Genomic DNA, 14,202 nt, shown 5'->3' on the forward strand with positions numbered 1-14,202 from the left:
TGTAAGGTACCATGTTAATGAATACGGCTAGGTTCAATAGTGCGTTGAACTGACTGATCAAGTTAGGAGAGATAGTCATTACTGCTAGTAGAATCTCAGCCGCAAGCATGATTAACATACCTGCAATCGGTGCACCTGCTTTGTTTGTTTTAGAGAAGATTTTAGGGAATAGACCTTCATCAGCCGCGGCTTTAGAAACCTGGGCGTTAGTGAACTGCCAGCCAAGTAGTGAGCCTAGACATGCAACAACTGCTGCCAGTGTAACAATGTTACCTACTGTTGGGTTGAACATGTGGCTGAAGACAAGACCAAACGGTGCAGTTGATGCTGCTAGTTCTGAGTTAGGAATAATACCTTGAATAACACCCGTTGAAGCAATGTAAACAATCGCTGCGAAACCAGTACCAAACAGTACTGCAAGGGGTACGTTACGCTCTGGGTTTTCAACCGCATCAGAGTTAGCACCTGCAGATTCAATACCTAGGAAAGCCCATAAAGTCAATGCGATACCAGAAGATACTGAGTGCATAGCTGTGTCATGATGTGGGTTCCATGCGCTCATGAATGTTTGTGGATCGAACCACCACCAACCGATGATAGATAGACCTGCAACAGGAATAATAATACCCCAAACAGTAAAGGTTGAGATTTGACCTGTGATTTTTGCACCGCCAAAGTTAGCTACCATAGTGAAGATAAGGATAGCGACTACACCGTAGAAAGTGTGCATAGGTGTATCTAGCCAAGGCATAAATGGTTTGATGTAACCTAAACAAGAAACGGCAATAGCAACACAGCTAATCACCAAACACACGTAGTAAGTGTAAGAAGAGATGAAGAAAGATGATTTTCCGTGTGCTTCTTCTGCGTAAGCTGACATACCGCCAGAGCGTTTACAAAATGCACCACATTTAGCGAATGTGTAAGCAATACACATTGCACCTAGCGCAGTCACAACCCAAGATAACATTGAGATTGCACCAACTTGCGCCAAGCTTGCTGGTAGCATAATAATACCGGAACCCATCATGTTAACTGCAACAAGTACAGTTAAGCCGACAAGACCCATTTTTTTAGTGCCAGTATCTGATGACATTATATTCACCTATGATTGAGGAGGATATAAACGCTATAAAAATAGTTTATTTATCGTAATGAAAATAAAGTCATGCTAATTAAAAAATTCAACGCCGATAAATAATTAAATTATTTTTTTGATTGTCTTACCTAACCAAAAAAATAAATTAAATATACTTTTTCATTGCTGGAATTACTTAATCTCATCACCGTTTACTTATTTAACGAGTGCTATGATGCTGCTATTTTGATAAAAAAAAAACCGTAAAAGCGCAAAGAAACGTTGCATATTTAGAGAGTAAATTAATAAAGAGTATCGTTATTCGATTGCTTAATTTCGTGAAAATTAACATTCCATTATGAGGCTATAAGGATTAATAATTAAAAAGCATTAATAACAGTAGCTTGAACTGATAACTAGATAGTGATTATGCTACAAACTCCACGTTTGCAACTGTAAGCATAAAATAGTTATGCATTAATAGTGAGGTTGCATGCCTTGTTATGTGGGCATTTATTTTACTAATAATGCGCCATAATAACCGCGACTCTCTATCTTTGAGAGGATTACCTACCAATAAACGTACAGATTGGTATGAAGCTACCGAGGAATAGCAAGGGATTTTAGTCAGTGATGACTTTCAAATATGGCTTTTTTTGAATAATAAAAAAGGAGTCGCAACTCCTTTTATCAAAATAATAGCACTATTTTTATGCAGGTGTTACTCGCGAAGTACCATCATCACTAAGGTTAACTTGTACTCGCTCTCCGGTATGAAACATAACTTGAGGATTAACTTGTTGCACAATAGATACCGTGCGACCACTATCCATTTTTATGGTTAAGTTAACCCCATTGTGTTTGGTTACTTGATTACCTGCTTCATTGCCCAGGAACCCACCCAGCAATGCGCCACCAATAGAGGCTATTTCAGCACCTTTACCACCGCCAACGCCAGAACCAAGAATGCCACCAATTGCGCCGCCAGCTAAGGTGCCGATGCCATTACCATTACCGTTTAGCGTCACAGCTTGGGTTCGCACCACTGTACCGTAGTAAACTTGTTGCATCTGGCGAGCATCATTTACATTGTAGGCATTGCCATAAGGATTGGCCGCACAGCCTGCAAGACCTAAGGTCGAAGCTATTATTACTACAGCAAGAATTTTGGTTTTCATGGTATCTGCTTCACTAAAAATACGGTGTATAAAATGGTTATTTCTAATTTGAGCCTTTTTATTTAGAAAATAAAGCAGTAAATCTGATATTACAAAAACAACTGTTAGATAGTTTAATCGCAACCGGTGGTTATTTTGCGTGACCACTTTTATCGGCGTGGTAAGTATTAATAAAATGATTAAAATAGGTTTGTAGTTGTTGTGCCGCTTGAGGTTGTTGCAGTAAATTTAATAATTCAATACCGACCTCACAGGTACATAGATGTCCTGGTTGTTGATTGCGACGCAAAGCGTAGTTAGATGTCTGCTGAGGGGTGATTGCAATACGAGGTAATTGGCTTAGCCATGGACTTTTACGCACCATTTTGCGGGCTTCTTGCCAAGTTGCATCTAGAATTATTAATAATATTTTTGCATCGGTTGCTGTTGGTAATGTTAAAGGTTGTGCCAAATGTTGTTCATCACTTGGAAAGACTAACCATGCTTGATAATGAGGATTTTGTAGTTGGTCTAGTAATCGTTGTGGTGGTTGTGTGCGGTGCCACATTTCAACGCGACAACTGGGTAGAGTTCGAGTCATTAATACGCCAGTATTAGTGTCTTTGTTGCATTCACGAGGATGAGTTAGCAGGATAAAATCGGCCGCTGATTGTAATTGTGGTTCGATGTCACAAATACAATTAAATTGAAAACCGCAACGCTGGCAAGCCATGATTTTTCTCATAGTAAACAATAAAGGTGGCAGTGTGGCATAACGCCACCTTTGAGTCACGATAGAGAATAATATTGATCGTTATTGGCGTTGCAGAATTAACCCTTCAACGCCAAGTTCATAAGTTTGACCATCGACAGTTTCTTGTTTTGTGCTTAATTGTTCACTATGAGGATCATAACTATAAATGCGTTCGCTATTTAATGGGCGTCCTTGATGGGTAGTCATTGTGACTTTGACTGTGGTGGTATTGATTGCTTGCCAATGACCTGTTTCTAATAAATCAGGATCACCATTAGTATAAGTGTAAGTCGTTGTTGCGTCATGATCGTCAGCTAAGTGAAGATGTGTCGTTAGACCCATTTCAGTATCACTTTTATAATTTCCCACCCATTGTGACTCTGCAGGATCGCTTTTAAAAGCAGCGGGTATCCAGCTAGCACAGCCCGATAAGGTGGTTGCCGCTAGCAGTAATGCAAGTGATAAACGTGGGTATGGCATTATGTACTCTCTATGGTAGGCTCAATTTCAACATTGAAATTAGCGTAATGAGGGAAAATCTATGGCGTATTGGTTATTTAAAACCGAACCAGATACCTTTTCAATAGACACCTTAAAACAACAAAAAGTTTCACCATGGGAAGGGGTGCGTAATTACCAAGCTAGAAATATGCTACGCGATGAGGTTAAATGTGGTGATCTAGTGCTGATTTATCATTCTTCTTGCAAAGCTATCGGTGTGGTTGGTATCGCGAAAGTGGTGAAAGAAGCCTATGTTGATCATTTTCAATTTGAACCAACAAGTGCGTATTTTGATCCCAAGGCCAGCTGTGAAAAACCACCGTGGGTAATGGTGGATATTGAATACCAACAACATTTGCGATTAGTAAGCTTAGCACGAATGAAAAAGACGCCTGAGTTAGCTGAAATGCCATTAGTGAAAAGAGGCAATCGACTCAGTGTGATGCCAGTAACAGCGGCGCAATGGCAACACATATTAGCCATGACGGGACAGTTTTAAATAAAACAGTGACAACATAGAGCGCTATGACTGTCACTGATTTAGATTTTTCAAGCATAAAAACGGCCAAATTAGCGCGTTAACAAATGCTGTTCTAAATAATGTGCTACTGCTTCGTCAGCGTTTGAGCCAATAACTTCATTATTTGGTAATGCCTGTTTCACTTTTTCGTGTGAGGTTCCCATTACCAGACCTTTACCGGCCATTGCTAACATTTCAGCATCATTCATACCATCACCAAATGCAATACAGTCAGCCAGTTGGTAACCCAGAGCTTCAGCGACGGCTTTAAGTGCATGACCTTTTGACACTCCCGCATCCATTACTTCAAGACACCAGGGAGTTGAAAAGGCGACGTTGGCTTTATCACCAAAATGGGTATTGAAACACTGTTCCCATTTCACTAACGCTTCATGATCTTCGTCATCACGAGTAAAAAAGATTTTAGCCACGTTTTCTACTGGGGGATTATTGGCATCATACAAGTGATAACTAAAGCTATCATGGAACTCTTTTAGCTGTTCATTATCATGATTTAAAAGCCATTGATCGCCACAATACATATGAATATGTAATGCAGGATCGTCTTTAGCGAGTTCAATTACACCACGAATAACGTCAGCACTTAGATCTTGTTGAAAGACCAGTTCGCCTTGGCTGTTATGTACGCGAGCACCATTAGAGGTGATCATATAAGCTGGAATAGCTAATTTTTCACGTATTTCTTCGACATCGATATGATGACGGCCAGTGGCGAAGACAAAATTTATTTGTTGTTGGTCAAGGCGCTGTAATACATCGCGAGTAAATGGCGCAATTTTATGGTCGGGATTTAGTAAGGTGCCATCTAAATCTGAAGCAACGATTTGATACATGAAAACTCTCAATAAATAGAAATGTAGCGAAAATAAAGATAACGAGATCAAATGTGAGTCGCTAATCTTAAACTACTATGAGAGATAAAAAGGGGTTGATGTTAGTAATAAATATTTCCGCTTTTATTTTTGTGATGGCGTAGTCTTTTTGAATTTATTTACTATTATGATGCCGCAAAATGGTTGCAAATTTCCATTAAAGCAATATTACGATATTGGTCTTTTTCAAATAATAATTCGTGACGAGCATCAGCGATCGTGACTATTTGACTGTAATTAGGCGTGTGTTGGCAGAAATGATAATGGGCTTGGTTATCGACAATATGATCGGCACTACCTTGTAATATTAAGGTTGGAGTGATGATGTTCTTAGCTTCAGCAATACAATGACGGGTCGCGGCCATACTTTGCCACACCCAACGATTACTGGCACCCCCTAAACGTAATTGGGGTTGTTGTTGGTATAAACTTTTGCTCCATTGAAAACGCGTTTCGCTGTGTGTCAGTGGATTATTTGCAAACGGTTTTGGGTAGTAAGCGCGTTGTCCTGGTGCATAAGTGGGTTGGCGATGAATGTAATCATTAAAGCGTGCTAATGGCTCAGCAAAAAAACGCAAACTGGGTTTAAGATGAATACCATGCATTGGTGCACTTAATACCGCTCGATCAATCAGTTTAGGATGACGAGCAAGCAGTAGACTACTGATAGCTCCCCCCATCGAATGACCTAATAGAAAGTGATGTTGATAACCTTGAGGTTTGACAATATCGGTGATGAAGGTATGCAGATCCGTAACGTAATCATCAAATTGATCAACATACCCCATTTCAGGATCCGCCGTTAATCGTTGTGACATGCCTTGGCCACGGTGATCAAGGGCGTAAATATGGTAGCCTTGATTGATTAAATCAAAAAATAGTTCTTGGTATTTGTAGTAACTTTCAATGCGCCCATTCACAATCACAATGACTTTATTGCTGGTACCCGGCGTTAAACTAACCCAACTTAATTGGCACTGATTGACACCTTGCAACGTGCCTTCATGCCGTTGTTGCCATAGCGCAGTAATTGGGCCTGCCATCATATTACTGAAGCTAGCTTCTTGTGAAAAATGCAAGGCGGAGTGGGTCATAACGTTTCCGAAAGTTGTGAACTACGAGGCAAAGAATTGAATGATAGTTTTGCGAACGAGCTATCTCGTTGCTTATTATCATATTTGCCAGTATACCTTATTTATTGCCCACCGCGTAATAAAGCAATAAGTTGCTTGTTTATCTAATGTCGAGGTATAACACAGCCTTATAATAGCTTGATATAATAATAAGGGAATATCAATGAGTGTGGAGATTTGGCTAACCTATGTTGTTGCAGCCATCGTATTTAGTTTTGCTCCAGGATCTGGAACGGTTAATTCCATCAGTAACGGCATGGTGTATGGCTGGCGTAAGTCGTTAGCATCTATTGTGGGGTTACAATTGGGAATGGCGGTTCATATCGTGCTTGTTGGAGTTGGATTAGGTGCATTAGTAGCGCAATCAGCAGTGGCTTTCTCGCTGATAAAATGGATTGGTGCCGCGTATTTAGTCTGGTTAGGTATTCAAAAGTGGCGTGAGCACAATGCGTTATCACTTGAAAATGTTGATAAGTCAGTCACTGCTGGATGTTTATTTCAGCGTGCAGTTTTGGTGAATTTAACTAACCCTAAAACGATTGTTTTTTTAGTGGCACTATTTCCGCAATTTATAAACGCTACGCAGCCACAATTACCACAATTATTAATTTTAGGTATAACGACATTGGTGATTGATGCCAGTGTAATGTTGTTTTATGTCTGCTTGGCGTCACGTTTTACCCACTATATTCGTTCAGCTACGATAATGACGCGTCTTAATCGTATTTTTGGTTCGATGTTTATTGGTTGTGGAGCATTGCTTGCATTGGCTCGTGCGTAATAAAAGTGGGGGTTAGTCTTGAATTAATGTGTCATTAATCGCTGTGATCTAAAAGGTATTATTACAATGTTTTCTTACGTCGCTCGTCAGCCCATTTTTAACCGTCGTCAACAAACGATTGGTCATGAGCTGCTATTTCGTAATGGAGAGTGCAATGCTTTTCCTGTAATAGAGGCTAACGAAGCAACATGTCGGCTTGTACTTGAAAACTATATGGCAATTGGTAATGAACGTACTTTTAAAGGACAACGAAACTTCATTAATTTTCCTCAACATTGCTTAGTGAGTTTAATGCCGTTACTGTTACCAAAGAGCAAAGTGGTTATTGAAATATTAGAGACCTGTATTCCCGATGATGAATTATTTTCAGCCATCAAACATCTTTACCACAAAGGCTATATTATTGCGCTGGATGATTTTGAATACGATGTAAGATGGCAACGTTTCTTTCGTTATGTACATATTATTAAGCTTGATCTATTGATGCTTGGCTTGGATAAAGCGTGTGATTTTGTGCGTAATAATCATCATATGAAGGTGAAGTTTTTAGCTGAAAAAGTAGAATCATATGATGACTTTCAGGTTGCTCTTACTGCTGGGTTTGACCTGTTCCAAGGTTATTATTTTAGTCGCCCTGAGCTTCTTAAACGACGCAAAGTTGCCTCCTCTGAGTTAACAACTATTCAATTATTACAGGCTATTAGTACTGAGCCTGTGAATTTTTCCGATATTGAAATGATCATCAGTAGTGATGTGTCATTGTCTTATTTGTTATTACGTTATGTGAATAATGCAAACCGACGCTTGATTGAGCCGATCAGCTCTTTTCATCAGGCTTTAGTTTATTTAGGCGAAGAAAAATTACGGATGTTTGTTGGCGTTGTTGCCACTGCACATGCAGCATTAGATAAGCCTAAAGCTTTGTATGTACTGTCATTACAACGTGCCAAAATGTGTGAGAAATTGGTACATTACAGCTCATTAATGATACCGTCTGAACAAGCTTTTTTGGCAGGAATGTTCTCATTGTTGGATGCGTTATTAGATAGCTCGTTAGCTGAATTATTGGTGTTATTAAAACTGCAGCCACATATTAAACTGGCATTATTACATCGCCAAGGAGACTTAGGGATGGTGCTTAATGTTGTTGATGCTTTTGATAAAGCGGATTGGCAGCAAGTGACATTAGCCGCTGGTGAGTTAGGAGTATCAGAACAGCAAGTACAAGAGAGTTATTTACAAGCCGTTGCATGGGCAGAAAAATGTACTCAACTTGATTATTCAAATGAATAAAAAAAACGGGGCCGTAAAGACCCCAAAAGAACCATATAATGTATTGCGTTAGTCAGGCGGATCGCCTTGGATAGAAATACACGGGTATGACACTTGTATATTTTTAAATGTTAGCCAGTGACTAGTTTACTAACATTTTGTAGTGTTAATTTTAGTTATTGCAGATAAGCGTTAAGCATCCACAATAATTTTTCTTGCTCGCGAATATAATCGCCCATCAATGCCGCTGTTCCTTCATCACTTGCATCGCCTGCCGCCGTAAGAATGCGACGTTGTTGACCAAGTAGAATGCTGAATCCATCGACTAAGCCTTGCACTCCTTGCTGACCATCACTGACATTTTGGTGTTCTTGGATGTCACTTGCCGTTAAATAACGACTGAAGCTGTGATCGGGTGTGTAACCAAGGGTTAAAATACGTTCTGCTAATTCATCAATTTTGATTTGCAAATCAGTATAAATTTCTTCAAATTTCAAATGCAATTCGAAAAATTGTTGGCCTTTGATATTCCAATGGTAACCCCGAGTATTCATATAAAATACTTGGTAGTTAGAAAGCAGTTGATTGAGGTCAGCAGCCAGCGCTTGGGCTTTATCACTGTCAAGACCGATTAAATTGGTTTGGTGAGCCATGGTACATTCCTCATAAAATGGTTAAAAACAAAAGCAGGTTTTGTTTTGATGAAGTTAGTATAGGTAAATAGTCTTGATAGATATAACTGTTGCTATCTATTGTAATGATAGATTTAATCTATGAATGCACGATGGCTTAGGCAACTAACGGTTCAGGATCGCAATGATCACCTTCACAAGGAATAATGCCACAGACATGATGACCTGCTTGTTTTCCTTGTAAGTAACCTTGTTCTAATTTATTGAGGTTGCGAGTTAGGCGGCCAACATGGAAATCGTGATTAGGGGCAATAACGGTAATGGTGCAATCTGCTGGCGGATGATTAATGAAATCAAGCGCTGCATTATAACGGCTAGGACGCGTCATCACGGCTTCTGCAAAGGCTGGGTGATCATGAAACATCGATTTGATTAACCATGGTAATTTGGTGTCGTGTTTATGAAACCCTAGTGGTTTTGATAAAATTACCGTGATCTTACGTGCTCCACGACGATACGCTTCAATAACTGGAATTGAATCGCCAATACCGCCATCACTCATTGCAACGCCATCAATGGTTGGATTATGACGATAAGCGACGGGTAGGGCGCAGGTTGCTTCCATTAGCGGCATAATATTATGCCGCGTTACCTTAATATATTCAGCGGCACCTGTTTCTAGATTGGTTGTGGTCGCATAAAGGGGAATTTGACGTTGTTCATATTTGAGTAGGTTTAACGGTAAATAACGTGAAGTTGTGCGCCATAACCAGTCAATATCGGTTAAATGACCGCCATGGGTAAAACGAGAAAAATTAATAAATTGGGGATCACGAGAATATTGAGTAATGATCTTATGGCTACGGCCGTAATTACCACTTAAATACCCAATTAAATTTGTCGCTCCGGCTGAGACGCCAATAGCAAAATCAAACGGTAAATAGTTATTTTCAAGGAATGCATCAAGTACACCGCTAGCAAAAATGCCACGCATTGCACCACCTTCGACAACCAAGGCATGGGAAGTGGGTTGGATTGTATTCATTGCATAACCTATTTATTTTAATCTATTTAACTGACTTTGCTCTAATTTCAGAATAAACAGATTTACAGCAATAAAAAATTCGATTTTTCTTATTGCTGTGATAGGTAAAACTTAACCATTGGATTGATGGTCAATTGCAACCTGTTGGCTTAATACTTTAATGCAAGCTGCTAACGCTGGATTTAACGTTTTAGTGGCGGGATAGCATAACCCTAAGCGACGGAACATACGTGGACCTTCTAGAGGAACAGTAACCAATTGGGTCGCACTTTCTAGGACACCCGTTGGTAGAAAAGAGATCCCTAATCCAGCTTGTACTAAATGCATTACTTGGGTTTTATGTTCAGCTTTTGCCACTAAATTAACCGATAGACCATCACATGCCAGTAAGCCTATGGTTTGTTGGTGAGCCTCACACGGCGGACATTCAATAAAATCATGTTGGTGTAATTGCTGTGGCGATACGCTGGTTAGGCTTGCTAGTGGGTGATCGGGCAACATACACAGCACATAATCTTCATCCCATAATGGCAGAAAAATCTCATCTTCAGCTTTAAACATGTCTAGTGTTAATCGCGCATCGGCTTTTTTATCATGATCGACTAATTCAATTAAAAGATTAGGAATTTGCTGGTGCAGTTGTGCTAATACAATCGCTAACTGACTTTGGCTAAGATCGGCAAAATTAGCCAGTGTTAGCGGTAAACGTTCAGTACGTTGCTGAAAGAGTTGCGGCAGGGTATTAACGTCATTTAACAATCGAATCGCTAATGGATAAAGGTAGTGTGCTTCATCGGTAAGGTTAACCCCTTTTTTATGACGAATAAAAAGCTGAGTCGCTAACTCTTGCTCTAATTGCTTGATGCCACTCGATATTGATGGTTGAGACACACAGCATCGTTCTGCGGCTAAGGTGATATTTTTTTCTTCATAAACAGCAATAAAAAATCGTAATAAGCGTAAATCCATCCGTTAATACTCGATTGAAAAAGACCTTGTTAGCCTATCACATTGCTGAAACTTATGACGGTTTGTTGTTATCCATAGTTTTTGTTGATGATAAACCAAGGAAATAGATATTTTTCAGCTGTGGTAATTCGTTCTATAGTTATTGCCATCAACAGCATCTTAGCTGGCTGCATCAATAGTGCGGTTTATTCTAGAGGAAAAAAAACATGTCGAAATCTTTAGTTGTGATCACGGGTGCAAGTTCAGGTATTGGTGAAGCTACTGCGCGTAAATTAGCTGCGGAAGGGTATCCGCTATTACTTTTAGCACGTCGTGTTGAAGCGATGGAAGCACTAAACCTACCTAATACATTGTGCCGCAAAGTAGATGTAACGGATGTTAAAGCAATTGCGGCGGCAGTTGCTGAAGCTGAGCAAAAATTTGGCCCAGTAGATTGCTTAATTAATAATGCTGGTATGATGCTACTTGGTCTTGCTGATGAGCAGGATCCTACCGAATGGCAAACCATGTTTAATGTCAATGTAATGGGGATGCTAAACGGTATTCATGTGGTTCTTGCGGGCATGAAAGCACGTAAAACAGGTACTGTTATTAATATCAGCTCAATCGCTGGTCGTAAAACATTCCCTAATCATGCAGCTTATTGCGGTACTAAATTTGCGGTACACGCTATCACTGAAAATATTCGTGAAGAAGTGGCAGATGATAATGTGCGCTTTATTACTATTGCCCCTGGCGCTGTTGAAACTGAGTTATTAAGCCATACTAGTAGTGATGCGATTAAAGCAGGCTACCAAGAATGGAAACAAGGCATGGGGGGTGTAATTGCACCGCAAGATATTGCCAACGCGATTAGCTATGCTTATAACCAGCCTCAAAATTTATGTGTGCGTGAAATTGTATTAGCTGCCACACGTCAACAGCCTTAACTATCAGGTAAAATTGCTGTCAACAATGAGTGAGTTATCGGTTAATTCATCACTGTGATAGATACTTGCTGCTAAGTGACTGCTATATTCAAAGCAGAGCCGTAAATGATTATGGCTCTGCTTTTTTGTATCTGCTTTTTATATAAGGGGCCATTGGTGAGAGAAAAAATAGGATTTTTTGATTTACTGCGAGTGGTTGCTGCCTTGGCAGTTGTCGTGATCCATGTCCTTGGCCCCTATCGAGATCAAATTGGTCAGATACCCGATTGGCAGTGGATGAGTGCAATTACGTTTAATAGCCTTAGTCGCTGGGCTGTACCGGTGTTTATTATGATCACTGGTGCTCTTATGCTTAGTGATCAACGTTCTTTTGATCCCGTCTACTATATTAAACGTCGGTTTGGCAAAGTACTGATTCCCTTTTTAGTATGGTCGGTGTTCTATGCCTTCTTCTCTGGTCTAACGGTTAATGGTTTTGATAGCGCATTAAGTTGGTCGGTACTGAAAAAACTACCGACCCATGAAACCTATTATCATCTTGGTTTTTTCTATTATTTCATTCCGCTTTATTTGGTTATTCCGGTTATTCAGTGGTGGGTACAAAAAGCAGAACCAGGACAAGTGAAGGGGGTCATTATGGTATGGCTGCTGATCACCGGTTTATATCTGTTTTATATTGACGGTTTATGGAGTGAAACCTATTTATTATATAGCGGCTATTTATTACTTGGTTATTGCCTGTATCAATACCGTTGGCCAAGTTTAAAGGTGTTATTGCCATTAGCACTGATTGCGGTTGTCGCAACTGACTATAATGTGATCAGTCATAGTTTTGCTGCTGATGAATATAAAGTCGCTCGCTGGATGTCATATAAAACCTTGAATACAGCGGTGGTTGCAGCAACGGTATTCTTACTTTGTCGAGCGGTGAGTAATAAGTTTAGTGCGTCGACTCAGACTAAATTAGGTTGGTTAAGTAAATATAGCCTTGGTGTGTATTTGATCCATCCGATCTTTTTGTGGCCATTACGTCAATATGATCTTTATTTTGCCAATCCATTAATTGCGATTCCAGTATGGACATTAATTGCTGCGAGTTTAGCTTTAGCGACCAGTTGGTTGTTGAGTCGTCATCGTTATACGGCGTGGTTGGTGCCATAACCGCATTTATCATCTGTTTGCTCATTAGACAATGAGCAAACAGTGCGATATTTATTGGCGTTGTAACGCGAAATGAATGAATTGTTGGCCACGGTAGGTCATGGTGCCGATGTCCCCAGGATTAAGCGCATGGTAATAATGAATGCCAATCATGAATTCACGTTTAGGCCCCCCTGTTAACGGTTGTACATAAAACCAATATTCTTCATCTTCCTCTCCTGGTTGGGCACCAATAATACGGTTACTTTGTTTATCTAAAATCTGAACTTCAATCTTTTTTTCTGGTGCATCAATACCTAAGATATGACGGCGATAGTTATAGATAAAATAGGTTAATGCCAGTAGTAATAGTAGGCATAGTACGACAATAATCCATGTCGGCATCTCCAAGCTCCTTGGTCGTTAATCAGCTATATTAAATAAATACAGCGATATTATTCACAGCAAATTTATACATACCTAACTATGGATAATAAAATCGTGATCTGAATACAATTATTTTACTAAAACACTATGTTGAATGGGTAGCTTAGGTAAGGTAATCATAATTGAATATTTAGGGAGGTGATGATGGATATTGAACAAGTCATTGAGAGATCACGTCGGTTAGAAGACTTATTACGCCAACATTATCACGCGAAAGGCTCTGACTTAACTCAATTAGTTGAGAGTTGTGATAATCGCTTTCCTGATGAAATCTCTAGTAAATTAAATGAAATCAATGTAATACATCAGAAGTTAATGACGGAAGATGGCTTTGATACTGAGAATTATCAATTGTTTATGGATTTATGTGCTGAGTGTGAAATGGAATTAATGCCACGCAGTAGTCGCTTAGTGTGGGGAGCTGCTGTTTTGCTTTTGGGTGGGATTACGTTAGCGGCGTTGGGGTTCTATTTTTATCATTGGCAGCACATTACGTTATAACAATGCTGAATATTCAGGGTATAGATAAAAAAATGGCGCCATTAGGCGCTATTTTTTTGTTTCTTGAATGAGGCTTAGTAAATAATAGGTAGTGTCATTAGACCAACAACAACAGCAATCATTACAAGGCCTTGTTTTTGTGAATGTGTCAGCATGTTTTCAATCCTTGGAGGTGGTGTGTTTTTTATCTTGACAACAAAGATAACATGTTTTTAACCATTTTGACAAGGTTGAGTGGTGATTATCTTGGATAAAAACATTTTAGAGTGACAATAAAAGCCTTTTATCACCATTAAAACAGTGTTTTCTTTGGTGTTATTTTTATGTTAATTAGTGTTGTTTGCTTTTCTTATTTGGTTTACTCTTTGTTTTTAATGCGATTTTTTGTTTTATTGTGAGGGTTGATTATCACTCTTAATGATTTTTGTTATAAATACGCAAAAAATGGAG

At 39.4% G+C, this 14,202-nt stretch carries 16 protein-coding genes; 6 read left to right on the forward strand and 10 right to left on the reverse strand.

Annotation, left to right across the window (positions count from 1 at the left end; all coding sequences use genetic code 11):
• From potE to C9I86_RS06735, 4 genes are all read right to left on the reverse strand, one after another.
• Nucleotides 1–1,096 (reverse strand): putrescine-ornithine antiporter (gene potE / locus C9I86_RS06720; protein WP_107275985.1); only part of this gene is annotated, 1,096 nt, incomplete at its 3' end.
• Between the two features lie 692 nt (nt 1,097–1,788).
• Nucleotides 1,789–2,256: a glycine zipper 2TM domain-containing protein gene (locus tag C9I86_RS06725; RefSeq protein ID WP_080159257.1), complete on the reverse strand. Its 468-nt coding sequence runs from the start codon at nt 2,254–2,256 to the stop codon at nt 1,789–1,791.
• Nucleotides 2,257–2,386: 130 nt separating this feature from the next.
• On the reverse strand, nt 2,387–2,968 hold the full coding sequence (locus C9I86_RS06730) for a tRNA-uridine aminocarboxypropyltransferase (RefSeq protein ID WP_080159256.1): 582 nt from the start codon (nt 2,966–2,968) through the stop codon (nt 2,387–2,389).
• An 81-nt stretch (nt 2,969–3,049) separates the two neighbouring features.
• On the reverse strand, nt 3,050–3,469 hold the full coding sequence (locus tag C9I86_RS06735) for a hypothetical protein (RefSeq protein WP_107275986.1): 420 nt from the start codon (nt 3,467–3,469) through the stop codon (nt 3,050–3,052).
• A 61-nt stretch (nt 3,470–3,530) separates the two neighbouring features.
• Here C9I86_RS06735 and C9I86_RS06740 point away from each other — a divergent pair, with 61 nt between their 5' ends.
• The gene (locus C9I86_RS06740) at nt 3,531–3,989 is read left to right on the forward strand and encodes an EVE domain-containing protein (protein ID WP_080159254.1); all 459 of its coding nucleotides are present in this window, start codon (nt 3,531–3,533) and stop codon (nt 3,987–3,989) included.
• Nucleotides 3,990–4,060: 71 nt separating this feature from the next.
• Here the strand turns inward: C9I86_RS06740 and C9I86_RS06745 are convergent, their stop codons facing one another.
• Together C9I86_RS06745 and C9I86_RS06750 are read right to left on the reverse strand one after the other, a co-directional pair.
• Entirely contained in the window at nt 4,061–4,864 is an 804-nt protein-coding gene (locus C9I86_RS06745) for a Cof-type HAD-IIB family hydrolase (protein WP_080159253.1), read from the reverse strand.
• A 164-nt stretch (nt 4,865–5,028) separates the two neighbouring features.
• Nucleotides 5,029–5,997 (reverse strand): alpha/beta fold hydrolase, encoded by a 969-nt coding sequence (locus C9I86_RS06750; protein WP_107275987.1) that lies wholly within the window; start codon nt 5,995–5,997, stop codon nt 5,029–5,031.
• A gap of 202 nt (nt 5,998–6,199) precedes the next feature.
• Here C9I86_RS06750 and rhtB point away from each other — a divergent pair, with 202 nt between their 5' ends.
• A complete protein-coding gene (gene rhtB, locus C9I86_RS06755; RefSeq protein ID WP_080159252.1) occupies nt 6,200–6,817 on the forward strand; it encodes a homoserine/homoserine lactone efflux protein in 618 nt (205 codons plus the stop codon).
• Between the two features lie 66 nt (nt 6,818–6,883).
• Nucleotides 6,884–8,110 carry an EAL and HDOD domain-containing protein gene (locus tag C9I86_RS06760; protein WP_107275988.1) on the forward strand — a complete coding sequence of 409 codons (1,227 nt, stop codon included), beginning with the start codon at nt 6,884–6,886 and terminating at the stop codon, nt 8,108–8,110.
• Between the two features lie 155 nt (nt 8,111–8,265).
• Here the strand turns inward: C9I86_RS06760 and C9I86_RS06765 are convergent, their stop codons facing one another.
• The 3 genes from C9I86_RS06765 to C9I86_RS06775 all read right to left on the reverse strand — a co-directional run bounded on the left by C9I86_RS06765 (nt 8,266) and on the right by C9I86_RS06775 (nt 10,735).
• Nucleotides 8,266–8,742 carry a Dps family protein gene (locus tag C9I86_RS06765; protein ID WP_107275989.1) on the reverse strand — a complete coding sequence of 159 codons (477 nt, stop codon included), beginning with the start codon at nt 8,740–8,742 and terminating at the stop codon, nt 8,266–8,268.
• A 136-nt stretch (nt 8,743–8,878) separates the two neighbouring features.
• Nucleotides 8,879–9,766, reverse strand: a complete 888-nt coding sequence (locus tag C9I86_RS06770) for a patatin family protein (RefSeq protein ID WP_107275990.1) — start codon at nt 9,764–9,766, stop codon at nt 8,879–8,881.
• A 111-nt stretch (nt 9,767–9,877) separates the two neighbouring features.
• Nucleotides 9,878–10,735: a LysR family transcriptional regulator gene (locus tag C9I86_RS06775; RefSeq protein WP_080159248.1), complete on the reverse strand. Its 858-nt coding sequence runs from the start codon at nt 10,733–10,735 to the stop codon at nt 9,878–9,880.
• A gap of 206 nt (nt 10,736–10,941) precedes the next feature.
• On the opposite strand from C9I86_RS06775, the gene C9I86_RS06780 reads away from it, so the two are divergent.
• Both C9I86_RS06780 and C9I86_RS06785 read left to right on the forward strand, forming a co-directional pair.
• Nucleotides 10,942–11,664, forward strand: a complete 723-nt coding sequence (locus C9I86_RS06780) for an SDR family oxidoreductase (RefSeq protein WP_080159247.1) — start codon at nt 10,942–10,944, stop codon at nt 11,662–11,664.
• Nucleotides 11,665–11,820: 156 nt separating this feature from the next.
• Entirely contained in the window at nt 11,821–12,825 is a 1,005-nt protein-coding gene (locus C9I86_RS06785) for an acyltransferase (protein ID WP_107275991.1), read from the forward strand.
• A gap of 51 nt (nt 12,826–12,876) precedes the next feature.
• On the opposite strand, the gene C9I86_RS06790 is transcribed toward C9I86_RS06785, so the two are convergent.
• Complete coding sequence (locus C9I86_RS06790) at nt 12,877–13,209, reverse strand: DUF2500 domain-containing protein (protein ID WP_080159245.1); 333 nt, start codon at nt 13,207–13,209, stop codon at nt 12,877–12,879.
• Between the two features lie 183 nt (nt 13,210–13,392).
• On the opposite strand from C9I86_RS06790, the gene C9I86_RS06795 reads away from it, so the two are divergent.
• Nucleotides 13,393–13,752: a DUF4145 domain-containing protein gene (locus C9I86_RS06795; protein WP_107275992.1), complete on the forward strand. Its 360-nt coding sequence runs from the start codon at nt 13,393–13,395 to the stop codon at nt 13,750–13,752.
• The last annotated feature ends 450 nt before the right edge of the window (nt 13,753–14,202 follow it).

Origin of the sequence: Photobacterium sp. NCIMB 13483 (assembly GCF_003025475.1) — a bacterium.
Lineage (GTDB): Bacteria > Pseudomonadota > Gammaproteobacteria > Enterobacterales > Vibrionaceae > Photobacterium > Photobacterium piscicola.